The sequence below is a fragment of the Pseudomonas sp. gcc21 genome (genome assembly GCF_012844345.1).
Classification (GTDB): Bacteria; Pseudomonadota; Gammaproteobacteria; order Pseudomonadales; family Pseudomonadaceae; genus Halopseudomonas.
The window spans coordinates 2,520,216-2,546,653 of the sequence record NZ_CP051625.1 but is presented as its reverse complement, the minus strand read 5'-3'; the positions used below and the strand labels follow the sequence as shown (position 1 = coordinate 2,546,653).

Here is a 26,438-nt window from a genome sequence, read left to right as displayed (position 1 = left end):
GACTCAAGCGGTATGTTCGGGTTTACCAGCGTCCATCCCAGGCCAGAAAGTTCTGCAGCAGTTGCAGACCATTGGTGTGGCTCTTTTCCGGGTGAAACTGGGTGGCGAAAACATTATCCTGGGCCAGCGCCGCAGCAATGTCGACGCCATAATGACAGCGGCCGGCCAGTTGTGTCTGCCGCGCCGGAACGCCGTAATAGCTGTGCACGAAATAGAAGCGCGCGTCCTGTTCAATACGGTGCCACAGCGGGTGATCAAGCGTTTGCTTGACCTGATTCCAGCCCATGTGGGGAACCTTCAGGCGAGTGCCATCCGCTTCGCTTAACTCATCGCCGAAGAACTTCACCTTGCCGGGAAACAGTCCGAGACCGTCCACGCCGCCGTTCTCCTCGCTGTGCTCAAGCAGCATCTGCATGCCGACACATACACCCAGCAAGGGTTTCTGCGTAGCGACCTGGCGCACCACCTCGTCCAGGCCAAGTTGGCGCAATTCACTGACGCAGTCGCGGATCGCGCCGACACCGGGCAATACCACGCGGTCGGCGGCCAGGATGATCTGCGGATCGCTGGTCAGTTCAACGTGGCGCGCGCCGACGTGCTCGAGCGCCTTGGCGACCGAGTGTAGATTGCCCATGCCATAGTCGATAACGGCTACGTGAGTGTTCGCCATGGATTAGAGGCAGCCTTTGGTGGAGGGCATCATGCCGGCCATACGCGGGTCTTCTTCAATGGCCATGCGCAGTGCGCGTCCAAAGGCCTTGAACACGGTTTCGATCTGGTGATGCGTGTTGGTGCCACGCAGCGTGTCGATGTGCAGGGTCACTAATGCGTGATTTACGAAGCCCTGGAAGAACTCCTGGAACAGATCGACGTCGAAGCCACCAACCGTTGCACGGGTAAAAGGCACGTGCATCTGCAGGCCGGGGCGTCCGGAGAAGTCGATCACTACGCGCGACAGTGCTTCATCGAGCGGAACGTACGCGTGACCGTAACGACGAACGCCTTTCTTGTCGCCCATCGCCTGGGCGAATGCCTGGCCGAGGGTGATGCCGACGTCTTCCACAGTGTGGTGGTCGTCAATATGCAAATCGCCACGACAGTGTATCTTCATGTCGATCAGGCCATGCCGGGCTATCTGGTCCAGCATGTGCTCAAGGAAGGGAACGCCGATATCGAAGTCCGCCTGGCCGGTACCGTCCAGGTTGATGTCGACTTTGATTCGCGTTTCCAGCGTGTTGCGCTCGACGCTTGCCTTGCGCTCAGCCATGGCAGTTCTCCAGTAATACGATCAAGGCCGAGCATTATACGTACAGCACGGGGTGCGGGCTACATCAGGGCTCAGGAATGTGGAACAGGGTAATTCAGCAAGGGAACCGCAATGAACGATTGTGACGTAGTGGTAGCAGGGGCCGGTGTGGTCGGCCTGGCAATAGCGCAGCATCTGGCCGCGGCTGGCCGTTCGGTAATGGTGCTGGAACAGGAAAGCTGGCCAGGCCAGCACGCATCAAGCCGCAACAGTGAAGTCATTCATGCGGGTATCTATTATCCGCCGGGTTCGTTGAAAGCGGCATTGTGCAAACAGGGGCGCGACCTGCTGTACGACTGGAGTGAGCGCCATAACGTACCGCATCGGCGCATCGGCAAACTGTTGGTGGCAGTGGAGCCCGGTGAGATAGCCGCGCTGCAGGCGCTGCACGACAACGCCTCGGCCAACGGCGTCGAGCTGCAATGGCTGAACGCCGAACAGGTGCACGAGCTGGAGCCGGACGTAAAGGCGGTCGCCGGGCTGTTCTCGCCGTTGACCGGTATCATCGACAGCCATGCGCTGATGCAATCATACGAAGCGGCGTTGCAGTCCCATGGCGGAACGCTGGTCTGCAATGCACGTATTGAAGCTGTCGAGCAGACTCCAACCGGCTTGCGAGTCTCAGGCCACAGCGCCGGCGAATCCTTCGAGCTGAGCACTGCCTGGTTGATCAACGCAGGCGGGTTGTTCGCGCAACAGCTCGCAGCCCACGTGCAGGGATTTCCGATTTCGGCGATACCGCCTGTGCACTACTGCAAGGGCAGTTATTTCGCTTATAGCGGGCCGTCCCCCTTCCGGCATTTGGTTTATCCTATGCCTGAAGCCAATACCGCAGGGCTCGGTGTGCATGCGACGCTGGATATGGGCGGCCAGCTGCGCTTCGGACCGGATGTGCTGTATCAGGACGATCTGAACTATCAGGTAGACCCTTCGCTGGCGCCGAGCTTCGCCCGGGCTATTCGCCGTTATTGGCCGCAATGCGAGCCTGAGCGTCTGGTGCCGGGCTACGCTGGTATCCGCGCCAAGCTCAGTGGTCCCAGTGAGGTGGCGCGTGATTTCACTGTGCAGGACGCGCGCGCTCACGGTGTTTCCGGGCTGATCAACCTGTTCGGGATTGAGTCGCCGGGCCTGACATCCAGCCTCGCTATCGCAGAGAAAGTAGCCATGCTGATGGACAGGCTCTAAGGTAATGCGTTTTACGAAACAAACAGCGGGCCGAGGGTCCGGGAATGAATAACAAGGGGTACCCATGAAAGCGCTGAAAATAGTTGGTCTGGTGGTGTTCGGCTTACTGGTGCTGGGGGTGGGGCTGCTGTTTTTCCTGACTCGCATATTCGACCCGAACGACTACAAGGAAAACATTCAGCAGGCTGCGCGTGAGCACGCCAACGTCGAGTTGACGCTGGAAGGTGACATCGCGTGGTCGTTGTTTCCCTGGTTGGGTATCGAGCTCGAGCAGGTGGGTGTCGCGCCGCTCGATCAGCCTGATCAGCAGCTGGCGCAGGTCGGCTCCATGGGTCTCGGCGTCAAGGTACTCCCGCTGTTGCGCAAACAGCTGCGCATGGATGATGTGATCCTCGACAGCGTCACGCTTAACCTGGTTCGCAACCAGCAGGGCGTTGCTAACTGGGAGTCAATCGGTGCCAGCGAAGAGGTGGTGCAGGAAGAAGGCGCTACCACCGAGGCAGAGCCGGAGCAGGGCGGTACGGATCTGGACATTGCCATCGAGAGCGTCCGCATTACCAACGCCAACGTACGTTACACCGATGAGCAGGCCGGCCAGAGCTTGCAGATGGAAGACATCAATCTGACCACCGGTGCTCTGATTGAGGGTGAGTCGTTCGATGTCGAGTTTCTTGGACTGTTGATTGTCGACGATCCGGCATTGCGCGTGCGGATGGATCTGAACAGCGTGGCGCGTTTTGACCTGAGCCAGAATCGCTATGAGCTGGAAGCTATCGATCTCAAGGTCGATGCCAGCGGCACGCCGTTTTCAGGCCGTGCGGTCAATCTCGAGCTGCAGGGCAACGCACTGGTGGATCTGACCGAGCAGATCGCCGAACTCAACGAAATGCGCCTCACCGTCGCCGACATGCGTGCTACCGGTCAGCTCAAGGCCACTGACCTGGATGGTGAAATGAAGCTCACCGGCAATCTGGATGCTGCAGAATTTGACGGCCGCAAGTTCATCCGCTCGCTGGGTCAGGAGCTGCCGGAAACCTCCGACCCCCGCGCTTTGGAAGCGGTGGCGCTATCGGCCAACATCGATGGCTCCGCCAACAGCCTTATGCTCAACGATCTCAAACTGGTCGTCGACGGTAGCGAGCTGACCGGCAACGCAGGGCTGGCTGACTTTGAGCGTCAAGCGCTGCGCTTCAATCTCACCGGTAACACTTTGAACATCGACAAATATTTGCCAGCTGAGGAAGAGCCGAGCGAGGACGCAGCTCCGACGCCGGTACTGCCTTCGGGCGGTAGCCGCACCGGCGTAGCGCCGCCGGCCTGGAGCGACGAAGCAGTGCTGCCGCTGGAAACGCTCGCTACACTGGACATTGACGGACAGCTGAGCTTGCAGGAAGTCATCGTTACCGGTCTGACCATCAGCCCCTTCGAGGTCAGCGTGCTGGCCAATGACGGCGTCGTCCAACTCCGGCAGTTGAGTGGTGGCGTGTTTGGCGGCGAGTTTTCTGCCCAGGGCGAAATCAACACCCGCAGCACGCCCACTACCGTCAGTATCGAACCTGTTTTGACCGGCATCGATTCGCTGGCGCTGCAGGAAGCTTATGAACAGCCGCCGCAGATACGCGGGCTGGTCGATCTCAACGCGAATTTGCAGGCGCAGGGCAACAGCATCTACCGCTGGATGGATACGCTCGATGGCAACGCCAGTTTCACTGTCAATGATGGCGCACTGGTCGGCGTGAACCTCGAGCAACAGTTGTGCCGCGCCATCGCGCTGGCAAATCGCAAGGCGCTGTCGGAGTCGCGCGGCGGGCAGGATACGCCGTTCCGCAGTTTGCAGGGCAGCTTCAATATCGAGAACGGGCAGGTGCGTAACGAAGATCTGGTCGTAGCGCTACCGGGCATTGCAGCCAAAGGTCGTGGCAGTGTGAATCTGCCGCAGCAGAAGATGGATTACCGCATTGGCCTGGAGATTCAGGGCGACACCCGTGAAATGCCGGATCCGGCCTGCCAGGTCAATGAGCGCTACGCCGGTATCGAATGGCCAATCCGGTGCGAAGGCTTTCTGCACAACGCTGCGAGCAGCTGTGGTGTGGATGGCGATGGCGTAGCCAAAATCGCCGGTCGATTGATCGGCGATGAGGCAAAGCGCAAGGTCGAGGAAAAGCTTGAAGACAAATTGGGTGAGCAGGCTCCGGCAGTGCGTGATGCGTTGCGAGGTCTGTTAGGCCGGTGAGTCCTACAGCCTTTTCGCAGGCGGTACTTGAATGGTATGACCGCCACGGGCGCAAGGATTTGCCCTGGCAGCAGGATATAACGCCCTACCGTGTGTGGGTGTCGGAAATCATGCTGCAGCAAACTCAGGTGGCGACGGTTATCCCGTACTACCAGCGCTTCATGCAGGCATTGCCTGACGTTAACGCGTTGGCCGCTGCCCCCGCTGATGAGGTGCTGCACCTGTGGACCGGACTTGGGTATTACAGTCGCGCACGCAACTTGCATAAGGCAGCGCAAACCGTCGTCGAACACTTTGATGGAGAGTTTCCCGCCAGTGTGGAAGGGCTCACCCAGCTGCCGGGGATAGGTCCATCCACTGCGGGGGCCATTGCCAGTCTGAGCATGGGCCTGCGCGCCCCTATTCTCGATGGCAACGTCAAGCGGGTACTGGCTCGTTACCAGGCGGTCGAAGGCTGGCCGAGTGAGCGCGCCGTGCATGACCGGCTCTGGCAATTGGCCGAGCATTTCACACCCACAGAGCGCGTCAATCACTACACTCAGGCCATGATGGACCTGGGCGCCACGCTGTGTACCCGTAGTAGGCCTAGCTGCCTGGTATGTCCGCTGCAAGCCGGCTGCCAGGCGCGACGGCTCGGCGAGCCCACCCGTTACCCGAACCCGCGCCCGAAGAAAGTGTTACCGGTGCGCCAATGCGTGATGCCAATGCTGGTCAACCCGGATGGTGATGTGTGGCTCGAGCGGCGGCCCGACTCGGGCCTCTGGGGCGGCCTGTGGAGTCCTCCGCAGCTGGATGACTTGAACGGGCTTGAGCTGCTCGTCGAGCGCCTGGGCTGGCAGTCAGCAGCGCCGCAGGCGCTCGAGCCGCTACGGCACACCTTCAGCCATTTTCATCTGGATATTCAGCCGTTGATTGTGCAGGTCGAGCCCGGTCATGCCGTGACCGAACCGGGGCAGGTCTGGTATAACCTGCGCCAACCTACCCGCCTTGGACTGGCTGCGCCGGTCAAGAAACTACTCAAGCGGGCCGAATTGCTCATTTAGCCGACTTATTCATCTTTCTGAAGGAGTAGTCCATGACTCGCACGGTAATGTGTCGCAAGTACAAGCAGGAGCTTCCGGGACTCGATCGTCCCCCTTACCCGGGTGCGAAAGGGGAGGCCATCTATAACGATGTTTCGAAAAAAGCCTGGGACGAGTGGCAGGCTCATCAGACCATGCTGATCAACGAACGTCGCCTGAACATGATGGACGCCGAGGATCGACGCTTCCTGCAGGAAGAAATGGAAAAATTCCTTTCCGGCGATGATTACGCTCAGGCCGAGGGTTACGTGCCTCCGGCGCAATGAGCGACAGGTAAGCGGCTGAAAAAAGGAATTATTTTCCAGGCTGCGCTTGACACATAACCTCTTAAACCGTTTAATAGCGCCCCGTTGCCCAGATAGCTCAGTCGGTAGAGCAGAGGATTGAAAATCCTCGTGTCGGCGGTTCGATTCCGTCTCTGGGCACCATTAATTTGAACAAAAAGGCTCACCTCCGGGTGGGCCTTTTTGTTTTCCGCCTGCCGCACGATGTCGCACTCCTTTCTTCGTATTCCACTATGCGGTCGGTGGGGTTCGCTGCGTCTAGTACGCGGTTTTTAAGCCGTTTCGATAAATGTATCCTTATGTTTCTGTAACAGCGGGTCACCCATTTGTGGTGTACGTTGAATAAACCACCCTTTGGCAGTAGTGGCCCTATGACCTATAAAAACAAGCTCAAACCCTGTGCCTGGCCTAGATGTGACGGGCTGACCTTCGGCCGTTATTGTGCCGACCATCAGCCTCTGGCGGCGGCCGCCTGCGCCGAGCCTGAAGAGAGGCGATCTGATACGCGCTACCCGGAAGACCGAAGCAGGTGACCGGGCCCCTGAGCAGCGGCTGATCCCTCGTTCGTTATAGCGTTACGCTCATCCCATCTTGATATGCGCCACGCGTCCGTCGTGTTGCATTCCAGGACGCTCATTGCTCCAATCGGGTGCGCTTGGCATGCTTGGAGCACGTTACAGTCACGCTGAATCTGATTCGGAGTACTGGTTATCCGCGCTTATCTTTACTTACTGCTCGCCGTGTTGCTCTATGCCGGCAATATCCTGGTGGGTAAGGCGGTGGCCGGCACGTTGCCGCCCGTTACGCTGGCCCTGGGACGGGTGCTGGTTGCGTTGATCGCGGTGGTCTGTCTGTTCGGTCCTGCTGCGTATCGGCAGCGTCAGTTGCTGATTCAGCAGTGGCGAGGTCTGCTGGCGGTCGCCGTATCTGGCGTCGCGCTATTCAACGTCTTCGTTTATGCCGCGCTCCAATACACCAGCGCGACCAACGTGGCGGTACTGGAATCGGGCGTGCCGGTCATCACTGCGTTGTGTATGGCGGCATTTTTCGGTGAGCGCCTGAGAGGATCCCAGTGGCTTGGCATTGTCCTTTCGGTTGCAGGCGCGGCGTGGGTGGTATCTGCCGGACAGCTGAGTGCACTACTGGAGCAGGCGAACCGGGGAGATGTGCTAATGCTCCTGGCCGTATGTGCCTGGGTCGGCTATTCCTTCACTATCAGGCGCTGGCTGGTCGGGATGCCCGCTTACGCTACCCTGGTCCCGCTGATGGCCATCGCTGCGCTGATACTGGCGCCGATGGCACTGGCTGAGAATCTATTGTCGGAGCGGGTCTGGAGCCTTGATACAGAGGCCTTCCTGGCCTTGCTCTATCTCGGTCTGGGCCCCTCGCTGGTCGCCTTCGTGGCCTATAACCGCGCTGTGCTACTGGTGGGACCCTCGCGTTCAGCGGTACTGCTGAATCTGCTTCCGCTGGTCACCATGGCTGGCGGGTTCTGGTGGTTGGGCGCTCCGATTACTCTGGTGCAGATCATTGGTGCAGTGGTAGTGGTGGTCGGCGTCACGCTGGTGGTGTTTGAACGGCGGTAAATGGGCTGCGGCCGGCGAGCAACAACGCGCTCTGAATGTCGATCATTACGTGGTTTATGGAAAGACTTTTGCATGAATATTCTATCCATGACCCGATGAGTGCTCTTGGTCATGTAAGTGAGCTGTGCTAGTTTTGCGCGCATGACAGACTGATTGCAGATTCATTGCGTGGTCTATTCGGGCGACTCGCCCAAACTTAATGTATACGCGTCTGCGGGCGCATGGATCGGAAAGCCTTACGTGACACCGCCAGCTTTGGAAGTGCGTGACCTGCACAAGCGGTACGGCGACCTTGAGGTACTCAAGGGCGTGAATCTCACTGCTCGCGACGGTGATGTTATCTCTATCCTGGGCTCCTCCGGGTCGGGTAAGAGCACGCTGTTGCGCTGTATCAACCTGCTCGAGAATCCCCATAAGGGACAGATCCTGGTAGCTGGCGAAGAGATGAAACTCAAGCCCGGCCGCGACGGTGCGCTGGTCGCAGCCGACAATAAGCAGATCAATCGCCTGCGTGCCAATGTCGGTTTCGTCTTCCAGAGCTTCAACCTGTGGCCGCATATGAGCATTCTCGACAACATCATCGAGGCGCCACGGCGCGTGCTGGGGCAACGCAAAGCTGATGCCATTGCCGCGGCCGAGCTGTTTCTGGAGAAGGTGGGCATCGCCGACAAGCGCCATGCTTTTCCCGCGCAGCTCTCGGGTGGTCAGCAACAGCGCGCCGCGATTGCCCGCACGCTGGCCATGCAGCCACGCGTCATTCTGTTTGACGAACCGACTTCTGCCCTGGACCCGGAGATGGTCCAGGAAGTGCTGAACGTGATCCGAACGCTGGCCGACGAAGGACGTACTATGCTGTTGGTCACCCACGAGATGGGCTTTGCAAGGAATGTGTCCAGTCAGGTTGTGTTTCTGCATCAGGGACAAGTCGAGGAAATCGGCACGCCCGAACAGGTCTTCGATAATCCCGTGTCCGAACGTTGTAAACAGTTCATGTCCAGCCACAGGTAAGGAGTTGTAACCATGAAAAGCTACAAGAAGGTTTTGCTGGCCGCTGCTATGTCCCTGTTCATGGGCGCCCCGGCGATGGCGGAAACGCTGCGCATCGGCACTGAAGGCGCCTATCCGCCCTTCAATATGATCAACAGCAAGGGGGAGGTTGTCGGCTTCGATATTGATATTGGCATGGCCCTTTGCGAGGAAATGGGCGTCGAGTGCACCGTGGTCACCTCCGACTGGGACGGCCTGATTCCAGCGCTGAACACCCGCCGTTTCGACTTCCTGATTGCCGGCATGTCTATCACTGACGAGCGTAAGCAGGCTGTGGATTTCACTGAGCCGTATTACACCAACAAGTTGCAGTTTGTCGCGCCGAAAAAGTCTGATTTCAAGGTGGATGAAGCCAGCCTGGAAGGTAAGACCATCGGCACCCAGCGCGCCACGCTTGCGGGTCAATGGCTCGAGGAAAACTTGGGCGACGTGGTCGATATTCGCCTGTATGACACTCAGGAAAACGTCTATCTCGAGCTGAACTCAGGCCGCATCGATGGCGCCCTGGCGGACAAGTTTGTTCAACATGACTGGCTGGAATCTGAAGCCGGCCAGAACTTCGAATTCAAGGGCGAGCCGGTATTTGATGACGACGAAATCGGCATTGCCGTGCGCAAGGGTGATCCGCTGCGCGAGCGTCTGAACAAGGCACTGGCAGCCATCATCGAAGACGGCACCTACGAAGAGATCAACGCCAAATACTTCCCCTTCAGCATTCGCTGATCTCACGGCCGGGTCCTGCGAGACCCGGCGCGACTGAAAAATGCCCATGTTTGATTTGCACGGTTTTGGTCCAGCCCTTATCGACGGGACCTGGATGACGATTCGTTTGTCCCTGGCGGCGGTAGCGCTGGGGCTGTTACTCGGTCTGCTTGGTGCCAGCGCCAAGGTCTCAGGCAACGTACTGCTGCGCGGCGTTGGCGGCCTGTATACCTCGGTTGTGCGCGGCATTCCGGAAACCCTGTGGGTGCTGATGGCTTACTTCGGCACCGTATCGCTGATGAACGCGCTAGGCAGTTATTTCGGCAATCCCTATCTGACGCTGAGCCCTTTCCTGGCTGGGACGCTGGCGCTGGGGTTATGTTTCGGTGCCTACGCGACCGAAGTATTCCGCGGTGCACTGCTGTCGATATCCCCCGGACAGAAGGAGGCCGGGTTAGCGCTGGGCATGTCGAACATGCGCATCTTCTGGCGTATCACCCTGCCGCAACTATGGCGAGTCGCTCTGCCGGGGTTGGGTAACCTGTATCTCATTCTGTTGAAAGACACGGCGCTGGTATCGCTGATTACCCTCGAAGAAGTGCTGCGCAAGGCACAGGTTGCCGCCAACGCTACCCGGGAACCCTTCACATTTTACTTCACCACCGCTCTGATCTATTTGGGCCTGACAGTCATCATCATGGCCGCGCTGCACTGGTTTGAGCGCAGGGCCAACCGCGGTTATGCAAGGACGGAACTATGACCTGGGCCGAGCGTTGGGCAATGATTCAACCCTGGCTGCCGCAGCTCTGGGAAGGCACGCTGGTAACACTGGAACTGGTCGGTCTGGCTGTATTGATCGGGCTGATTCTTGCTATCCCGCTGGGATTAGGCAGGGCGTCGCGCCACTGGTATATCCGCGCAGTGCCTTATTCGTACATCTTCTTCTTCCGCGGCACGCCGCTGATCCTGCAGCTGTTTCTCGTCTACTACGGGCTGTCTCAGTTTGAAGTAGTGCGCAAGAGTAGTCTCTGGCCTTACCTGCGCGAACCTTACTGGTGTGCGTTGATTACCATGACGCTGCACACCGCCGCGTATATAGCCGAGATCCTGCGCGGTGCGATCCAGGCAGTGCCGCCAGGTGAAGTCGAAGCAGCCAGAGCGCTCGGCATGTCGCGGAGCCAGGCATTGCAGTACATCATCCTGCCGCGGGCAATCCGCATTGGTCTGCCGGCCTATGGCAACGAGGTCATTCTCATGCTCAAGGCCAGCGCGGTGGTTTACACCGTCACGCTGATGGATCTGATGGGCGTGGTGCGCACCATCAATTCGCGCACCTATCAATTCGAACTGTTCTTCCTGGTAGCGGGCCTGATCTATCTGACCATCACTATTCTGTTTACCCAGCTGTTCAAGCTGGTTGAACACTGGCTCAAGATCGAGGCCAGCCGCAAGCGCTGAGTCATGGACTTTCTTGAGCGCTTTCAGCAACTGGACGCCTGGTTAAATGAGCACCAGGCCGTCTGGCGCGCACGGCCTTTCACGCAACTGCAGCTAGCCTGGGAGCAGGATTGGCCAGAGCTTTCAGCCTTTCTGCGCAGCCGCTCGCTGGAGCAGGCCGAACACAGCCACAACCAGCCCCACCTGTTAGACGCGCCCGCGCCCTTTGCTGAACTGGCAGCACAGTCGCAATTACTCAGCCGAGTGGAAGACTGGTCGCGCGAGCCGCCGATGCAGCTGCCCGAGCTACTCACCCGCAATGTGCCGGGGCGCAAATGGCAGCAGATCACCCGCTTCGCCGATATCTCCAAACAGCGATTGCCGCAGCCCGCGCAACACTGGCTGGATTGGTGTGCCGGTAAGGGGCATCTGGGGCGACTCCTGGCCTTTACCAGCGGGCAGCCATTGAGCTGCCTGGAATATGACGCTGCGCTCAATGAGCAGGGCAGGGCGCTCAGCCAGCAGTGCGGTATTCAGGCGTCCCATCTGGATGCCGATGTGCTCAGTGCCGACTCGTGGCTGCATCTGCAACCGCATCACACGCCAGTTGCCCTGCACGCCTGTGGTGAACTGCATATGAGCCTGCTGCGCCAGAGTGTCGTGCGGGGCTGTGGTCAACTGGTGCTGTCGCCTTGTTGTTACAACCGGATCGAAACCGACCGCTATCAGCCACTCTCGACCGCAGGCCGCAGGGCGCGACTCAACCTCAGCAAGGACGATCTCGGGCTGCCACTGTTGGAAAGCGTTACAGCAGGGCAGCGGGTGCGGCGGCTGCGTGATCAATCGATGGCGTGGCGTCTGGCCTTTGATCTGTGGCAGCGCGAAGCACGCGGTGTGGATAGCTACCTGCCGACGCCCGCCAGACCGCAAAGCGCTTTGAATGCCGGTATATCCGACTTTTGCCGCAGCTTTGCCGCGCATCACCAGCTTGATCTGCAAGAGCCGACAGATTGGAGTGCGCTGGAAAGACGCGGCTGGCAGCGCTTGGCTCACGTGCGTAACCTCGAGCTGGTCGGCGCACTGTTCCGGCGTCCTCTGGAAATATGGCTGCTACTCGACCGGGCTCTTTTTTTGCAGGAGTCAGGCTACTGTGTACAACTCGGTCAATTCTGCCCTGTAAGCCTTACGCCACGTAACCTCATGCTGCTCGCCCATAAAATAACTGAACAGCCCGCTCCCAGCCTGTGAACGGCTTGCACACAGAGTTATCCACAGATTTGGGTTGTGCGCGGTTATCCCCGACTACTGTGCATAATCATGTTGACGACAGCTTGATAGAGTTCCAGGAGCCTTTAATTACGCGGCCTGTAGCGTGCCGATCAAAAAATAACCTGAGTGGATAGTTTCACAAAAACAAGAGGTTAACCCTGCTTTGTCAAGTGCTGCGACAGAAACCATACACAAGTGCGATTAATCGTCGCATCGGCAAAAAAACAGTGGATAACCCGCTACAGGGGTTTACAGATCAGCCCGCATCTATATAATTCACCCCGCGCCGGTATAGCTCAGCTGGTAGAGCAACTGACTTGTAATCAGTAGGTCCCGAGTTCGACTCTTGGTGCCGGCACCATATAAATCAAGAATTTAGGCCCGCCCTTAAAAGCGGGCCTTTTTTCTTTCTGGTGTTTGGGTACCACTTTGGATACCACTTTTCTCCGCGATCATGCGTCTTCCCGCTTCTTACACCTTTCGCTAAAAAAACCGAAACTCGGTGTTTTATCGCACATTCTCCATCTCGCTTTCGTATTTCATAGGTATCGCCAATTCACGTAGGAGACGAAGGCGATGACTTTTATTTCGATTTGCAAAGGTGGACATGTATGAATATCGAGCTCATGTCGACCGTTTTTCCCTTGGAGTGTGACCCCCGCGACAAGAACCTAATGCTGTTTTTAGCGTTTCGCAGCAATGCAGAGGGGTTGGCTTGGCCCGGAGTGGCTCGTATAGCGGAGGCAATTTCCCAGTCCCTGCGGTCGACACAAAGAAGGCTTAAGCGTCTTGTCGCCCAAGGGTTGTTGGAAATTATCCCTCGTACGGCTGCGGGTGGCCGTCAGACATCAAATTTTTATCGTTTGCTTCCCGCGGTGTCTCAAGCCTCCGCCACTGAGACCAGCATAGCCGGCAACGGGTCGGATTTGTCACTCTCGAGGGTGACAGCATGGGTGTCGCCCCAAGAATTAACAAAAGAAAGAAAATCTTCAGGGGTGGCATCTGGCGGCGAAGTTGGCAAGTACCACCTGCAACAGCTGCAGCAAAGGCTGAGGGGGAGATTCAGTACTAAGGTGGTCACAAACGGAGGCGATCAATGATTACTAGCGAGGTGCTTAAGACCACCGATGAAATTTGCGCCATATTACGTGTCAGCCGTCAGACTCTTTGGCGGCTGACGAAAGAAAACCCATCCCTTCCAGGAAGAGTCAGAATCGGCCGGTTAACGCGTTGGTCTGAGAAAGAGCTGATAGGGTGGCTCAGCAGTCAGTGAGGCGATGGGAAAAGACGTCGTCCATCGACGGAAATGTTCTAGGCGGGCAGACAGCTGTCCGTCGCGAAAGGTAGGTGTCGGCTCGAAACGGGTCATGACCACAGTTCCCAGCGTCAATGATGCGCGCCCATTGGGCCGAGACGGCTCTTCGGGCTCGGTGCGCAGCCAGCTCGACCGGCCCAGCCGGGTGATGCCGATTCGTTTGCTCTTTTGCTCTTTTGCTCTGGCTCACACCTGACGGGTATCCTCTCAACTAAACCCCACCGCGACCTCATGCACCTACCTACGCTAGTAATTTGCCGCTACAGTGCCGATAGCCCCTTAGTCTATTGCAAGGATTTCTGTCCGGATGGCTTTACCTTTTCAACCCAAAAGCTTGATCTTCGATCTGGAAGTCGGCCCGGCCAGAGCGGGCCAATCCGACCGAATATTCATGGCCGGCGCCTTGCGCCCTGACACGGGCAAAGAGCTTGAACACAAGGTCGACAAGGACCTGTCAATTGCCCTCGGGCTAGGTACAAGTGTGAGTGGTGGGAGGTGGTAATGCCGAGGCTTGTAGGACGGCAGACTCATCGTATCAATGTAACTCTGGAGGCCGAGCCGTTTGATGCTGCGGCCGCATCATTACTGATGGGCCGATAAAATGTCTCAGCTCTTTCACCTGCGAAGCCACGTTGCCGTGCAGGCTGCGATCGATGAGTTCGTGCAGCTTGGCCGAACCAAATTTCTGGCGCGCTACGGCTTCGGCAAGTCGCGCGATTACCTTGTGCGTGACCCGAAAACCGGCACTGACTGCGATTCCAAAGCCATCGCCGGCGTAGCATTCGGCAAGCAGTTTCCTGACCAGGGACCGCTAGCTGCGGACAGCTTTTCCGGTGGCGAGGCGACTGTCGTTCCTGCATTGACCAGCCTCGGGTTTCGCATCATTCGCATAGGCGAAGACTGGTCCGAAGCGGAGGTGGAGGCCACGGTCACCGACTACTTCGACATGCTCCGTGCCGAGGCCGGCGGCGAGCCGTACAACAAGTCCGAGCACAACCAAACACTGCGCCGCCTACTGAACGGCCGCAGCAAGTCCTCGGTCGAGCTCAAGCACCAGAACATCAGCGCCGTGCTCGATGCGCTGGGACTGCCTTATATCAACGGCTACAAGCCCAGAAGTAACAGTCAGCTATTGCTCCGTAAAACCGTACAAGCGTATGTCCTAAAGCACCAGCAACGGATCGGCTCAATCGTCGATGCCCTGGAGGAGGTAAGGTTGCCGGGTGACAGAACATATCTGGCCGCTCTGGTCGAAGCGCCGAAGCGTGAAATACTCGTGCGCGGCCCCACGCCCACACGGCAACGCCTACCACGCAAATTCGACTATGCCGCCCGCGACGAGGCCAACCGCAAGCTGGGGCGGGCAGGGGAGCAGTGGGTAATTGGCTACGAACAGCAACGCCTTAGCGAACTAGGCCACCCAGAACTGTTCCAGCGACTGGATTGGGTGGCAGACATACAAGGAGACGGTGCTGGCTTCGACATCCTCTCGTTCGAAGACGATGCCCGTGAACGCTTCATCGAGGTGAAAACGACCAATGGTGGCGTAGCCTCTTCATTCCTAATCAGTCATAACGAATTGATGTTTTCCCAAGAAGTAGAGGAGCAGTTCCATCTGTACCGGGTGTTTCAGTTCAGGGACGGACCACGCCTCTATACCCTGTCTGGCGACCTAGCGCAGCACGTACATTTGAAACCGACGGACTATCGGGCGAGTTTTCGGAGCGTAGTGGGGTAGAGCCTGGATGGACTAGGGTTGATAGGCTGCTATCGGCCAAAGGCAGTCATTCCCACTCGTAGTATGGCAAGACTTATTGATGCACCGCATGCATCTATGAAGTGCAAATCACCAACATTGTTCATTCTGAATAGCGCTCTCATACTGTAGCCACATTCAGCCAAGCGCCTTTACGTCATGAACTCCGAGCTGCTCGACAATCGACACAGCGATGAAATAGCCGCACTGCTCGCAGTCGCCGACGAAGGCTCGTTCGTGGCTGCCGGACGCCGCTTGCAGCGTCATCCTTCGATTGTTTCGAAGCGCGTAGCGGCGATGGAGGCTCGCTTGGGCGTGCGGTTGATCGAACGCTCCACTCGCCAGGTTCGTCTGACGCATGCAGGCGCGCAGCTTGTAGAGCGCCTGCGTGCTGCGCTGGCGTTGATTTCGCAGGCTCAGCAAGAGGCGGCGCTGGGTGCGATGGAGGCGCGTGGCACGTTGCGCCTGGCGCTGCCGGCGACCATGGGTAGAGTTTGGCTCGCGCCGCTGCTGCCGGAGTTCCTCAAGAGCCACCCACAAATAGAGGTGGTGGCGGACTACAGCGATCGCTTCGTCGACATCATCGCTGAGGGTTTCGATGCCGCTATCCGGATCGGTGAGCTTAACGACAACCGGCTGATCGCCAAAAAGCTCAGCGATCACCGGCGCATCCTCTGCGCCTCTGCCGATTACCTCGCGCAACACGGCCGTCCCGCTACACCAGAGGAACTTTCCAGTCACAACTGTCTGCGTTTCAGTGGCTTTGCCAACTTCCCCGAATGGCGTCTGTGCAACGGCAAGCGCCAGGAGCGGGTGGCGGTAAAGGGAGCGCTGACAGCGAATGACGGCGAGTCGCTGCTCGCAGCCGCCCGCGCGGGCGTGGGCATATTGGCTGCGGGTGAGTGGTTGATGAGTCGCGACCTGGTCGAGGGCCGTCTGGTTCGCGTGCTGCCGCAGTGGTCACTGGATGGCCAAGGCGGGATTTATCTGGTAAGGCCCTCGGCAAAATTTTCCCCGGCCACCACCCTGGCCTTCAAGGAGTGGATCGAACGCAAGTTCGCCAACGGCCCACCCTGGGCGCTCGCGTAACCCTGAGTTTTCTCCCCATCGTCCACTGACTCGCTACACGGAGGCTTCGTGTACAAAGGCATCGCTTTGTCTGTTGCATCGTCCTGCATGTTTGCTGGCCTCTACTACTACGCGACCCTGCTAGCGCCCTTGAACGGCGAGGAAGTATTCGCTTGGCGCATGCTGCTGACGCTGCCCTGCGTCACCCTGTTTATGCTGATCGGTCGGGAGTGGAAGCACGTCGTGGCGTTGTTCGCCCGCCTCCGCCAAACCCCGTGGCTGATCCTCGGCCTGTGTTGCAGCAGTGCGCTGCTCGGCACCCAGCAGTGGCTTTTTTTGTGGGCACCATTGAACGGTCGGGGCCTGCAAGTTTCCCTGGGCTACTTCCTGCTGCCGCTGAGCATGCTGCTGATCGGCCGGGTGTTCTACCGCGAGCGCCTTTCTACGCTTCAAAAGGCCGCCGGATTGGCCGCCGCACTGGGCGTAGCCCATGAGTTGTATCAGGTGGGCGGTTTCTCCTGGGAAGCGCTGCTGGTTGCTTTGGGCTTTCCCCTGTATTTCGTCCTGCGCAGCAAGCTGGGCACTGCTCATCTAGGCGGACTCTGGTTTGACATGCTGCTGACACTGCCATTCGTTGTCTGGTTTATAGTCGCGCAGCAATCGACCACCAACCACTTCGCGCAAGCGCCGAGCCTGTTCTTGATGGTCGTCGTACTGGCGGTCATCAGTGCCGCCGCTTTCATGTGCTACACGGTCGCCAGTCGCATCCTTTCATTCAGCCTGTTTGGCCTACTGGGGTATGTGGAGCCTGTGCTGATGGTCGCAGTGGCTCTGCTTATCGGTGAACAGATCCAGACGCACGAATGGCTGACCTATATCCCCATCTGGCTGGCGGTCGGCTTGTTGGTTCTAGACGGAATGCGCCATATGAGGGGTGGGTTAGAGCCGCTCAGGGACGTTGCATAAGGTCACTAGGCAACCCGATTCTGGCCAATATCCAACGCCTGCTCAGGGGCGAAAGGTAACCTGGCGTAAATGGCTGCTCTTGGCCGAGAGCGGCCTACTGTGAACGGCGCTATTCGTCTCCATCTCGATTCCACTGGGCGACCAGCTCATCGGTATGATCCGGGATCTGTGGTGTCTTGCTGAGTACGAGGCACCGGAAATTGCCGACGTACTCCTCGACCAAATAAAGAGCATGGTATTGAAGTCGAAGGCGGTTGACCTGCCCGCTGGTATGGCGCATTAGCAATAGGAAAGCCATGTGCTAGGTGAGGAAGGCTATCTCCCGTCCAGCACCCTTGCACCAAGCCCTCATGTCGCCAGGCTCTACCAACTGAATCACACCGGGTTTCGTGGAGGCCTCAACTCTTGAGAGAATGAGGCATGACAAAATCCAACAGCTACTCCCCTGAAGTCCGTGAACGTGCTGTGCGCATGGTTCTGGAGAACTTGAAGGACTACCCCTCCGAGTGGGCAGCCATCGAATCCATTGCACCCAAGATTGGTTGTGTCCCGCAGACGCTGCATGGCTGGGTGCGCAAACACCAGACCGACAACGGCCAGCGACCCGGTCAGACGACTGAGGAACGGGACCGTATCAAGGCTTTGGAGCGCGAGAATCGTGAGCTGCGTAAAGCGAACGAGATCCTCCGCCTGGCCAGTGCTTATTTTGCCCAGGCGGAGCTCGACCGCCGCAACAAACCCTGAACGCCTTCGTTGACGAGTACCGTGACCGTTACGGGGTCGAGTCGATCTGCCGCGTGGTGCAGATCGCTCCGTCTGGTTACTACCAGTATGCAGCCAGAGCGCGCCAACCCGAGCTACGAAGCGCACGTGCTAAGCAGGACGAGCTGTTGAGCGATGAAGTCCAGCGTGTCTGGGATGACAACATGCAGTGCTACGGCGTCGTGAAGGTGTGGAAGCAACTCAAGCGAGAAGGCGTTCACGTCGCCCGATGTACTGTGCAACGGTTGATGCGCCGGCTTGGTCTACAGGGCGTTCGGCGCGGTCATGTGATCCGTACCACGATGCCTGATGAGAAAGCGGTTTGCCCGCTCGACAAGGTCCAGCGTCACTTCCATGCTGGTCGACCAAATCAACTGTGGGTCTCAGACTTTACCTACGTTTCTACGTGGCAGGGCTGGCTCTATGTAGCCTTCGTTATCGATGTCTTCGCTCGACGAATCGTTGGCTGGCGTGTGAGCAGCAGCATGAAAACAGACTTCGTCCTGGATGCGCTGGAACAGGCCCTCTGCGCCCGACAGCCAGGCCAAATGGACGGTCTGGTTCACCATAGCGACAGGGGTAGCCAGTACGTCTCCATCCGTTATACGGAGCGTCTCGCTGAAGCTGGAATAGAGCCCTCTGTTGGCAGCAAAGGAGACAGCTATGACAACGCCTTGGCTGAAACCATCAACGGCTTGTATAAGGCTGAGCTGATTTATCGTCAGTCCTGGCGCAGCCGAGAAGCAGTGGAAATCGCTACCTTGAAATGGGTTCACTGGTTCAACCACCAGCGCCTACTGGGTTCGATCGGATATATACCGCCGGCAGAAGCTGAGGCAAACTTCTACCAGCAACACAACGGTCAGGCTATGGCGGCCTGACTTAAATCAAATGGCCTCCACGAAACCCGGTGTGATTCAATATGTCGCTTTGCTCCTCCAATCTCCGGGTGGTTACAGAGCGTTGGCGGAAAAAACAAAGGGTGTTGCCCAACGAGGGATTAACCTCGCTGACGTAAAACGTCTCGTCACACCGTTGCCAACGCTAAGCGAACAAACCGAAATCGTCCGCCGAGTAGACCAACTCTTCGCCCACGCCGACCGCATCGAGCACCAGGTCAACAGCGCCCTGGCGCGCGTCAACAACCTCACCCAGTCCATCCTGGCCAAAGCTTTCCGGGGCGAACTCACCGAGCAATGGCGTAAAGCCAATCCAGAGCTGATCAGCGGGGAAAACAGTGCGGAGGCGTTGCTGGAGAGGATCAAGGCGGAGCGGGCGGCAGCGCCCCAGGGAAAGCGTGGGCGTAAGGTTTCAGCCTGAATAGCGCAGACAACTTTGAGGGTGCTGCGTCTGCAACGGCGGTCCAGCGCCAATCTTTATCAAGGAGCAATCCTATGGCGATTCCGGATTTTCAAAGCCTGATGCGACCGGTGTTGGCCGCAGTGGCCGACGGTGCGCCTTTGGCGCTGAGTAGTCTGCGTGAGCAAGTCGCCAACAGCTCGCAGGCCACTGAGGCCGAGCTGCATGAACGCGTGGCGTCCGGCAAGCAAACGGTCATCAATAACCGCATTGGCTGGGCACGCACCTACCTGAACAAGGCTGGCCTGTTGCACATACCGGCCAAGGGGATGATGCAGATTACCGAGCGGGGACTTGAGGTGCTCAGCACAGGACCCGAGCGCATTACCGTCGGCTGGCTCAAGCGTTACCCGGAGTTCGCCAGCTTCCATACCGCGCGTCCGGCCGATAGCCCAATCGCGGCAGAACAGAGTGAACCGGTCGAGCAGGCCACCCCCGATGAACAGCTATCCAGCGCGCATCAAACCCTAATGAAGTCGCTCGCTGATGAATTGCTTGAGCAGGTGCGTGCCGCCACGCCTACCTTTTTCGAGCGGGTGGTCGTAGATCTGATGATCGCCATGGGCTACGGCGGCTCGCGTAAGGAGGCCGGTCAGGCGACTCAAGCCACCAGTGATGATGGCATCGACGGCATCATCAAAGAGGACAAACTGGGGCTTGACGTTATTTACCTGCAGGCCAAGCGCTGGGCAAACACGGTACATCGCCCGGAAATTGATAAATTCATCGGTGCGCTAACCCGTCGAAGAGCTCGTAAGGGCGTCTTCATAACTACTTCGGACTTTTCCGTCGGTGCCCGTGAAGCAGCGCTGAGTCTGGATATGAAAGTGGTGCTGATTGATGGTGTTGAGCTGGCCGCTTTGATGGTAGAAAACAACCTAGGCTGTAGCGTCAAGCATGTTTACGAGGTCAAGCTGCTGGATAGCGATTACTTCGACGAAGATTAGAATTTCTTTTTCGATTTCACCTGCCTGCCGGTGTGGCGGCATTCGGCATGAGGGCCAGGATGGCCCACAACGAGGAGGGTCGGGATTTAACCTCCTCGCGTCCCTCAGTTATGCGCAGCGCTCGGCTTGATAGGCTCGGTACTTGGCGTAACGACCTTGGGTAGTTCAAGCGTAAAGGAACTGCCCTTGTTCGGACCTTCACTCGAAACACTTATGGTCCCGCCGTGCAGCTCAACCAGCTGTTTGACTAGCGCAAGGCCGATCCCCAGCCCGCCATGGGCATGCTGAAGATGGTCTTCGACCTGCTCGAACATGTGGAATATCGCTGTGGAAGCTTCCAGCGTCAGGCCTAATCCGTTGTCGGTAACAGTCAAGCTGGACGCGGTCGGCGTGCTGTCGAGCGTGATGTCGATGTGTCCGCCGCTGGGAGTGTATTTGGTTGAATTGTTGAGAAGATTGGCGATGCACTGGGTGATGCGCACCTGATCGGCCAAGAGCTCGACCGGGTGGTCGGGCAGATTCACGCTAAGAGTATGGTTCTGCGCCTCGATCGCCGCTTTAGCCATCTCGACTGCCGACCATACAGCCTCTCGCAAGTCACACACCGCTAAGCGAAGCTCGATTTTGCCCTGCGTGACGCGCGACACGTCCAGAAGGTCGTCGACCAGTCGGACGATATGCGACATCTGGGTTTCCATCAGGCTTCTGATCTTTCCTGCCTGCGGTTCAGCTGGTTTGCGCACGAGCAGTTCCAGCCCGCTCTTGAGTGCGGTCAGTGGGTTGCGGAGCTCATGTGCCAGCACGGCAAGAAACTCATCCTTACGCTTGTCGGACCGTTGCAGAGCCTCTGCCTGTGCTTGCAACAGGTCGCGTTGCTCGGCGAGCAGCTGACGCTGAAGGAAGAGTTCGAAAAAGACGTCGGTCTTGCTGCGCAGAATGTCCGGCTCGATCGGTTTCTGAATGAAGTCGACGGCACCGGCTTCGTAGCCCTGAAACCGGCGTTCAGCGCTATGGGTTCCTGCCGTGACGAAGATGATAGGGATCCGTCGTGTGCGCTCGTTGCCGCGCATCAGCTCGGCCAATTCGAAACCGTTGAGCCCAGGCATCTGAACATCGATCAATGCCAACGCCACATCGTGATCGAGCAGCAACTCCAGTGCTTCGTCGCCGGATTGCGCCTTCAGAAGCATGAGACCTTCGCGTCGTAAAAGTGCCTCCAGAGAAAGAAGATTCTCGGACAGGTCATCGACCAGGAGAAATTTGACTGGTGTGCTCATTCGGAGATCCTCGACAGGTAGGCGGCAATATCGGGAAGCGACATAACCTGCGCTTGCGGACATGCCGCTATGGCGGCTTCGGGCATGGCCCTGGCGTAGGCCCTCTCCGGGCTTTGCACGATTGCCGTGCCGCCTGCTGCGGATATGGCCTGCAACCCTCGGGCGCCGTCCTGATTGGCGCCCGTCAGGATGATGCCGATCAACTGATCACCCCAGACATCGGCTGCGCTTTCCAGCGCTACATCGATTGAGGGGCGCGAGAACAGCACTTCTTCCTCGTTCGATAGGGCTATGCTCTGCCTGTCTTCCAGCAGCATGTGGTAGTTCGGCGGGGCGAAGTAGATGACGCCGGGCATGACGGGTTCCTTGTCTTCCGCTTCGATCGCCCGCAGATTGCATTTGGCGTCGAAGATGTCAGCGAGCACGCTGGGTTTGTCCGAAGGGACATGCACGACCACAAAAATCGGCAGTGGGAATGCGGCGGGAAGCGGCGGCAGGAGGACTGACAGCGCCTCAAGTGCGCCTGCTGATGCGCCGATGATCACGGCTCCCTTCGATGCTCCGGTCATGAATCCGTCCTTTGATAAATTTTCTCTGTGCGCACGAAATCACGGAAGGCATTGGCGTGCGTCGAGAACCTCAGACTCTCCTTGGCGCCGAGCCCGAGAAAACCCTGTCGCGGCAGCGAATCCTTGAACAGACCCACCACGCGATCCTGCAGGTCACGGTCGAAGTAGATCATCACATTGCGGCACGATATCAGGTGCATCTCACCGAAAACCTGGTCTGTAACCAGACTGTGGTCGGAAAAAACCACGTTTCGACGCAGGCTCTTGTCCAGAATGCAACGGTTGTAATGGCTGTGATAATAATCGGACAGGGACGTCTTGCCACCGGCCTGGCGATAGTTTTCCGAAAACTGTCGAACGCGTTCCGCATCGTAGATACCGGCTTCGGCCTGATGCAATGCGTCCGGGTTGATATCCGTGGCGTAGAAAAGCGTGCGCTCTTCCAGGCCTTCTTCGCGGAAGAGGATAACAAGCGAGTAGAGCTCCTCGCCGGTACTGCAGCCTGCCACCCAGACCTTGAGCGAAGGGTAGGTCCGCAGATGCGGGATGACCTGTTGCCGAATGGCCAGAAAATAGCTCGGATCACGGTACATTTCACTGACCTGGACCGTAAGGTAGCGAAGCATCTGCGGCAACATGTCGGGATCATGCAGCACGCGCTCCTGCATGGCTGAAATGGTCGCAAGACCCATATTCTCTTTCGCTTGCCTCAAGCGCCGTTTGATCGACGACATGGCGTAGTCGCGAAAATCGTAATGGTACCGGTGGTACAGGGCTTCGAGCAGCAGGCGGATCTCGATGTCTTCGATCTTTTCGAACGTCTCCATTATTGCGGCATCCACACCCGGACCAGCGAGAGCAGCTTCTCTACGTCAAGCGGCTTGGCCATGTAATCGTTGGCGCCGGCTTCGATGCATCGCTGTTGATCGTCCGGCATGGCCTTGGCTGTCAGTGCGATAACGGGCAACTTCTTCCAGTGCGGATTTTTGCGGATATGGCGGGTGGCCGTCAGACCGTCCATGACAGGCATCATGACGTCCATCAGAACGAGATCGATGTGGCGCTCCGGCTGGTCGAGTGACTGATCCAGTTTCTGCAGCGCCTCTGCGCCGTTGCGCGCAATCTCGATCAATGCGCCGCGGGGCTCGAGGATATTGGTCAGCGCGTAGATATTGCGCACGTCATCTTCCACGATCAGGATGCGCTTGCCTTCCAGCAGCGCATCACGATTGCGAGCCTTGCGGATCATTTTCTGTTGCTCGTCCGGCAGTTCCGAGACCACTTGATGCAGGAATAGCGATACCTCGTCCAGAAGCCGCTCCGGCGATTTCGCACCCTTGATGATGATCGATTTGGAATAGCTGCGCAGCGTCTGTTCTTCTTCGCGAGTCAGTACGCGCCCGGTGTAAACGATAACCGGCGGGAAGGCGTGTGCGGCGTCCTGGCTTATGGTTTCCAGGAGGTCGAAGCCGGAGGCGTCCGGCAGCGACAGGTCGAGCACCATGCAGTCGAATGTCTGCTCCCTGAGCAAGGCCAGGCACTCGGCCGCGGTGCCAGCGCCGACCGTTTCGACGTCGTGCGAGCTGATCAGCTCGCTTACTGCCTCACGCTGGACCTGATTATCTTCGACGATCAGCACGCGCCGCAGGTTCTGCGAGATTTTCGCTTCGAGCGCTTGCAGCACCCCGATCAGTTGTTCGCGTTGTACCGGCTTGAGTGCATAGCCGATGGCGCCCAACGACAGAGCGCGCGCTGAATAGTCATCGGCAGAGATGATATGCACAGGGATATGGCGAGTGCGTGTATCGCGCTTGAGGCGATCAAGGACCGACAGACCAGACTGATCGGGCAAGCCCACGTCCAGCACGATGGCGCTTGGCAGGAACTGGCGAGCAAGCTCCAGCGCTTCATGTGCTGTTTCTGCAACCAGCGCCAGGAAGTTGGACTCGCGCGCGAGATCACGCAGGATCAGTGCAAAGGATCTGTCGTCCTCGATGATTAAAAGCCTGCGAGCCGTGTCGTCACCCTTCAGGCGATCGTCGTCGACCACGCCTGTGCTCTGCAGCTGGGTTCTCGGCTGCAGTGCCGCAGGCGGAGTGGCGAAACCCGGTACCAGCGGTAACGCCTGAACTTCGGGCGCCGGCGTGCTGACGATAGCGCCATGGTACCGCTGCGGTATGACCACCGTGAAGGTGCTACCCGACCCAGGGTGGCTTTTCAGCTGAAGGGTACCGCCCAGCAACCTGACTACTTCGCGGGAGATCGAAAGGCCCAGGCCGGTCCCGCCAAACCTGCGGCTGATGGTGCTGTCAGCCTGATGAAAGGCCTGGAAGATGTGCGCTTGCTGATCCTGTGCGATACCGATGCCGGTGTCGATTACCGAAATGGCGATCTGGTCGTCGCTCAGCGAGCGCAAAGTCAGCGTTACGCTGCCTTTGTCGGTGAACTTGATGGCATTGGCAATCAGGTTCTTCAGCACCTGTTCCAGTCGCTGCGGGTCGGTTTCGATGGAGGGCGGGGCATCCGCTGCGACCTCCAGTGAAAAGGCGAGGCCCTTGTCGTTGGCTAGCGGATCGAAAAGATGGCGCAGGGAATTGACCATCCGTTCGGTCGATACCGTTTCGGGCTGAATCTCCACATGACCCGCCTCGATTTTCGACAGATCCAGAATGTCGTTGATGAGGTTCAGCAGGTCGTTGCCCGAGGATTGAATGGTCTGGGCGTATTTCACCTGCTCGGGCGTGAGATTGTCTTCCGAATTGTCGGCAAGCAACTTGGCAAGAATCAGCGACGAGTTGAGCGGCGTACGCAGTTCGTGGGACATATTGGCCAGGAAATCCGACTTGTAGCGGCTTGCCTGCTCGACCTCCTGGGCCTTCAGCTGAATCGCCACGTTGGCTTTTTCCAGCTCATCGCGCTGGCCTTCCAGCTCCTGCGCCTGTTCTTCGAGTTGTGTGTTGGTCTGTTCCAGCTCGACCTGCTGTTGCTCCAACCGCGCCTGGGATTCCTTCAGTGCTCGGCCTTGCTCTTCCAGCTCCTCGTTGGAGACCCGCAACTCTTCACTTTGAACCTGCATTTCCTCGGCTTGACGCTGCGTTTCGGCAAGCAGCGCCTCGAGCCGGGCGCGAAACTCGGCTGACTTGATCGCCGCGGCGATGGTCCCCGACGAGTGTTCAAGCATGGCGAGCACGTTATCGCCGACGGGATTGAGAAACCCGAGTTCGAAGAGCGCTTTGACTTCGCCGTCCGTCGTTGCAGGTCCCAGCGCAAGGAAGCGCGGCGTCTGCTGGCCGAGACTGGAGCCGAAGCTGATATAACCCTCTGGTAGCTCGCCGACGGTAATCGGGCGCTGGTCTTCCAGTACATGGGCAAAAAGGCTGTCATTGCCCTTGAAATGAGCTGGAAGATCGCCGTTTTCAGGGACGCCATATCGCGCCAGCAGCGAGTACCGGCCGTTGTCCTGCGAATAGATGGCGCCTGCCACGGCACCGAGATGATTGCTAAGGAAACGGAGTATGTTTTGTCCCAGCTCCTCGGTTGACTGCTCGCCCATGACCACCGACGCCAGACCCACCTGCGCGCCTTGCAGCCACTGTTCACGTCGACGCTCCAAAGTCGCTTTGCGGATCAGGGCGGCGATGATCAGCGTCAGGATTATTCCGAGCGCGCCGGACAACGCGCTGGTGATGAACGCGACCGTATAGGCCTTGTTCATGGCTTCCATCCGCTGAGTCCGCAACACGCCTTCTTCTTCGCGCAGCTCCGAAATCACCTGCCGAATGGCATCCATTTCGGCCTTGCCACGCTCAAGGTTCGCACCGGCAATCGCTGCTTCCCGTCCTTCGCGCGCATAGATGCCCAATATGATTTCCAGTTCCTGGAACCGAGTGGTGACGTACCCCTGAAGCTCCTCAAAACGCCAGCGTTGCGCCTCGTTGTTCGCGAGCAGATCCTCGACCACCTGCATCCGGTTTCTTACCTGGGAAACCGCTCGGTTGTAGGGTTCGAGGTAGCGCTCCTCGCCCGTGAGCAGAAACCCCCGCTGACCGGTTTCGGCATCCTGCACCTCCACCAGCAGACGATCGATGGCGACAATGACCTTATGCGTCTGCAACACTTTCTCGTTGCTCGATTTGAGAAGCTGCGTGGTGTAGATCGCAACCGCTGTGCTCAAAACGAAGAATACGAAGGCGGCCGCCAGGCCCGCAGCAACTTTCAGGTCGAGGCCAAGTGTGCCCTTGGTACTCGCACCCGCACTTTTTCTATGCATTTGATGTACGCAAATTCA

Annotated in this window: 24 protein-coding genes, 2 tRNA genes and 1 other annotated feature; of the genes, 20 read left to right on the top strand and 6 right to left on the bottom strand. The window is 58.2% G+C overall.

The features are described 5' to 3' along the window. Positions 1-22 precede the first annotated feature (22 nt). Both hisH and hisB read right to left on the bottom strand, forming a co-directional pair. Positions 23-670: an imidazole glycerol phosphate synthase subunit HisH gene (hisH, locus tag HG264_RS11685; RefSeq protein ID WP_169407842.1), complete on the bottom strand. Its 648-nt coding sequence runs from the start codon at positions 668-670 to the stop codon at positions 23-25. Positions 671-673: 3 nt separating this feature from the next. Beyond that, on the bottom strand, positions 674-1,267 hold the full coding sequence (hisB, locus tag HG264_RS11680; protein WP_169407841.1) for an imidazoleglycerol-phosphate dehydratase HisB: 594 nt from the start codon (positions 1,265-1,267) through the stop codon (positions 674-676). Between the two features lie 111 nt (positions 1,268-1,378). On the opposite strand from hisB, the gene HG264_RS11675 reads away from it, so the two are divergent. The 20 genes from HG264_RS11675 to HG264_RS11580 all read left to right on the top strand — a co-directional run bounded on the left by HG264_RS11675 (position 1,379) and on the right by HG264_RS11580 (position 20,304). Continuing rightward, positions 1,379-2,491, top strand: a complete 1,113-nt coding sequence (locus HG264_RS11675; RefSeq protein WP_169407840.1) for an NAD(P)/FAD-dependent oxidoreductase — start codon at positions 1,379-1,381, stop codon at positions 2,489-2,491. 64 nt (positions 2,492-2,555) lie between these two features. Next, positions 2,556-4,724, top strand: coding sequence for an AsmA family protein (locus tag HG264_RS11670; protein WP_169407838.1), 2,169 nt, complete (start codon positions 2,556-2,558; stop codon positions 4,722-4,724). Then, positions 4,721-5,767 (top strand): A/G-specific adenine glycosylase, encoded by a 1,047-nt coding sequence (gene mutY / locus HG264_RS11665; RefSeq protein WP_169407836.1) that lies wholly within the window; start codon positions 4,721-4,723, stop codon positions 5,765-5,767. Before HG264_RS11670 ends, mutY begins: the two co-directional genes overlap by 4 nt. Positions 5,768-5,799: 32 nt before the next feature. Continuing rightward, entirely contained in the window at positions 5,800-6,072 is a 273-nt protein-coding gene (locus HG264_RS11660; protein WP_169407834.1) for an oxidative damage protection protein, read from the top strand. A gap of 86 nt (positions 6,073-6,158) precedes the next feature. Further along, positions 6,159-6,234: transfer RNA gene (locus tag HG264_RS11655), tRNA-Phe, on the top strand. 560 nt (positions 6,235-6,794) lie between these two features. Continuing rightward, a complete protein-coding gene (locus tag HG264_RS11650) occupies positions 6,795-7,676 on the top strand; it encodes a DMT family transporter (protein WP_306085233.1) in 882 nt (293 codons plus the stop codon). Positions 7,677-7,916: 240 nt separating this feature from the next. Continuing rightward, the gene (locus HG264_RS11645) at positions 7,917-8,684 is read left to right on the top strand and encodes an ABC transporter ATP-binding protein (protein WP_169407830.1); all 768 of its coding nucleotides are present in this window, start codon (positions 7,917-7,919) and stop codon (positions 8,682-8,684) included. A gap of 12 nt (positions 8,685-8,696) precedes the next feature. Then, entirely contained in the window at positions 8,697-9,446 is a 750-nt protein-coding gene (locus tag HG264_RS11640; RefSeq protein ID WP_169407828.1) for an ABC transporter substrate-binding protein, read from the top strand. 46 nt (positions 9,447-9,492) lie between these two features. After that, positions 9,493-10,185 carry an ABC transporter permease gene (locus HG264_RS11635; RefSeq protein WP_169407827.1) on the top strand — a complete coding sequence of 231 codons (693 nt, stop codon included), beginning with the start codon at positions 9,493-9,495 and terminating at the stop codon, positions 10,183-10,185. After that, positions 10,182-10,883 (top strand): ABC transporter permease, encoded by a 702-nt coding sequence (locus HG264_RS11630; protein WP_169407825.1) that lies wholly within the window; start codon positions 10,182-10,184, stop codon positions 10,881-10,883. The genes HG264_RS11635 and HG264_RS11630 overlap by 4 nt, the downstream gene beginning before the upstream one ends. A gap of 3 nt (positions 10,884-10,886) precedes the next feature. Beyond that, positions 10,887-12,110, top strand: a complete 1,224-nt coding sequence (locus HG264_RS11625) for a methyltransferase (RefSeq protein WP_169407823.1) — start codon at positions 10,887-10,889, stop codon at positions 12,108-12,110. Between the two features lie 306 nt (positions 12,111-12,416). Continuing rightward, a tRNA-Thr gene (locus HG264_RS11620) sits at positions 12,417-12,492 on the top strand. 250 nt (positions 12,493-12,742) lie between these two features. Next, complete coding sequence (locus HG264_RS18830; protein WP_372240166.1) at positions 12,743-13,231, top strand: helix-turn-helix domain-containing protein; 489 nt, start codon at positions 12,743-12,745, stop codon at positions 13,229-13,231. Further along, positions 13,228-13,404, top strand: a complete 177-nt coding sequence (locus tag HG264_RS18825) for an AlpA family transcriptional regulator (protein ID WP_169407820.1) — start codon at positions 13,228-13,230, stop codon at positions 13,402-13,404. The genes HG264_RS18830 and HG264_RS18825 overlap by 4 nt, the downstream gene beginning before the upstream one ends. A 643-nt stretch (positions 13,405-14,047) precedes the next feature. Then, the gene (locus HG264_RS11610; RefSeq protein WP_169407819.1) at positions 14,048-15,184 is read left to right on the top strand and encodes a DUF3883 domain-containing protein; all 1,137 of its coding nucleotides are present in this window, start codon (positions 14,048-14,050) and stop codon (positions 15,182-15,184) included. A 177-nt stretch (positions 15,185-15,361) separates the two neighbouring features. Further along, positions 15,362-16,291 carry a LysR family transcriptional regulator gene (locus tag HG264_RS11605; RefSeq protein ID WP_169407817.1) on the top strand — a complete coding sequence of 310 codons (930 nt, stop codon included), beginning with the start codon at positions 15,362-15,364 and terminating at the stop codon, positions 16,289-16,291. 48 nt (positions 16,292-16,339) lie between these two features. Continuing rightward, positions 16,340-17,236, top strand: a complete 897-nt coding sequence (rarD, locus tag HG264_RS11600; RefSeq protein WP_043106078.1) for an EamA family transporter RarD — start codon at positions 16,340-16,342, stop codon at positions 17,234-17,236. Positions 17,237-17,656: 420 nt separating this feature from the next. After that, a protein-coding gene (locus tag HG264_RS11590) for an IS3 family transposase (RefSeq protein WP_169407816.1) occupies positions 17,657-18,879 on the top strand; the annotation gives its coding sequence in 2 pieces (ribosomal slippage) (positions 17,657-17,942 and positions 17,942-18,879; 1,224 coding nt in all). Further along, positions 17,935-18,051, top strand: a sequence feature (AL1L pseudoknot). (Overlaps the previous gene by 117 nt.) A 31-nt stretch (positions 18,880-18,910) precedes the next feature. After that, positions 18,911-19,318: a restriction endonuclease subunit S gene (locus HG264_RS11585; RefSeq protein ID WP_256663664.1), complete on the top strand. Its 408-nt coding sequence runs from the start codon at positions 18,911-18,913 to the stop codon at positions 19,316-19,318. A 74-nt stretch (positions 19,319-19,392) separates the two neighbouring features. Next, positions 19,393-20,304, top strand: coding sequence for a restriction endonuclease (locus HG264_RS11580; protein WP_169407814.1), 912 nt, complete (start codon positions 19,393-19,395; stop codon positions 20,302-20,304). A gap of 104 nt (positions 20,305-20,408) precedes the next feature. Here the strand turns inward: HG264_RS11580 and HG264_RS11575 are convergent, their stop codons facing one another. The 4 genes from HG264_RS11575 to HG264_RS11560 are packed head-to-tail and all read right to left on the bottom strand — an operon-like array spanning position 20,409 to position 26,420. Continuing rightward, positions 20,409-21,581 (bottom strand): hybrid sensor histidine kinase/response regulator, encoded by a 1,173-nt coding sequence (locus HG264_RS11575; protein WP_169407812.1) that lies wholly within the window; start codon positions 21,579-21,581, stop codon positions 20,409-20,411. Then, positions 21,578-22,150, bottom strand: coding sequence for a chemotaxis protein CheB (locus tag HG264_RS11570; RefSeq protein WP_169407810.1), 573 nt, complete (start codon positions 22,148-22,150; stop codon positions 21,578-21,580). Before HG264_RS11570 ends, HG264_RS11575 begins: the two co-directional genes overlap by 4 nt. Continuing rightward, on the bottom strand, positions 22,147-22,977 hold the full coding sequence (locus HG264_RS11565; protein WP_169407809.1) for a protein-glutamate O-methyltransferase CheR: 831 nt from the start codon (positions 22,975-22,977) through the stop codon (positions 22,147-22,149). Before HG264_RS11565 ends, HG264_RS11570 begins: the two co-directional genes overlap by 4 nt. Continuing rightward, the gene (locus tag HG264_RS11560; RefSeq protein ID WP_169407808.1) at positions 22,977-26,420 is read right to left on the bottom strand and encodes a response regulator; all 3,444 of its coding nucleotides are present in this window, start codon (positions 26,418-26,420) and stop codon (positions 22,977-22,979) included. Before HG264_RS11560 ends, HG264_RS11565 begins: the two co-directional genes overlap by 1 nt. Positions 26,421-26,438 lie beyond the last annotated feature (18 nt).

What these genes read in the sequence shown, in the direction of transcription:
- hisH (WP_169407842.1), bottom strand. Translation starts at nt 670, where the DNA reads ATGGCGAACACTCACGTAGCCGTTATCGACTATGGCATGGGCAATCTA.
- hisB (WP_169407841.1), bottom strand. Translation starts at nt 1,267, where the DNA reads ATGGCTGAGCGCAAGGCAAGCGTCGAGCGCAACACGCTGGAAACGCGA.
- HG264_RS11675 (WP_169407840.1), top strand. Translation starts at nt 1,379, where the DNA reads ATGAACGATTGTGACGTAGTGGTAGCAGGGGCCGGTGTGGTCGGCCTG.
- HG264_RS11670 (WP_169407838.1), top strand. Translation starts at nt 2,556, where the DNA reads ATGAAAGCGCTGAAAATAGTTGGTCTGGTGGTGTTCGGCTTACTGGTG.
- HG264_RS11660 (WP_169407834.1), top strand. Translation starts at nt 5,800, where the DNA reads ATGACTCGCACGGTAATGTGTCGCAAGTACAAGCAGGAGCTTCCGGGA.
- HG264_RS11640 (WP_169407828.1), top strand. Translation starts at nt 8,697, where the DNA reads ATGAAAAGCTACAAGAAGGTTTTGCTGGCCGCTGCTATGTCCCTGTTC.
- HG264_RS11635 (WP_169407827.1), top strand. Translation starts at nt 9,493, where the DNA reads ATGTTTGATTTGCACGGTTTTGGTCCAGCCCTTATCGACGGGACCTGG.
- HG264_RS11630 (WP_169407825.1), top strand. Translation starts at nt 10,182, where the DNA reads ATGACCTGGGCCGAGCGTTGGGCAATGATTCAACCCTGGCTGCCGCAG.
- HG264_RS11625 (WP_169407823.1), top strand. Translation starts at nt 10,887, where the DNA reads ATGGACTTTCTTGAGCGCTTTCAGCAACTGGACGCCTGGTTAAATGAG.
- HG264_RS18830 (WP_372240166.1), top strand. Translation starts at nt 12,743, where the DNA reads ATGAATATCGAGCTCATGTCGACCGTTTTTCCCTTGGAGTGTGACCCC.
- HG264_RS18825 (WP_169407820.1), top strand. Translation starts at nt 13,228, where the DNA reads ATGATTACTAGCGAGGTGCTTAAGACCACCGATGAAATTTGCGCCATA.
- HG264_RS11610 (WP_169407819.1), top strand. Translation starts at nt 14,048, where the DNA reads ATGTCTCAGCTCTTTCACCTGCGAAGCCACGTTGCCGTGCAGGCTGCG.
- HG264_RS11605 (WP_169407817.1), top strand. Translation starts at nt 15,362, where the DNA reads ATGAACTCCGAGCTGCTCGACAATCGACACAGCGATGAAATAGCCGCA.
- HG264_RS11580 (WP_169407814.1), top strand. Translation starts at nt 19,393, where the DNA reads ATGGCGATTCCGGATTTTCAAAGCCTGATGCGACCGGTGTTGGCCGCA.
- HG264_RS11575 (WP_169407812.1), bottom strand. Translation starts at nt 21,581, where the DNA reads ATGAGCACACCAGTCAAATTTCTCCTGGTCGATGACCTGTCCGAGAAT.
- HG264_RS11570 (WP_169407810.1), bottom strand. Translation starts at nt 22,150, where the DNA reads ATGACCGGAGCATCGAAGGGAGCCGTGATCATCGGCGCATCAGCAGGC.
- HG264_RS11565 (WP_169407809.1), bottom strand. Translation starts at nt 22,977, where the DNA reads ATGGAGACGTTCGAAAAGATCGAAGACATCGAGATCCGCCTGCTGCTC.
- HG264_RS11560 (WP_169407808.1), bottom strand. Translation starts at nt 26,420, where the DNA reads ATGCATAGAAAAAGTGCGGGTGCGAGTACCAAGGGCACACTTGGCCTC.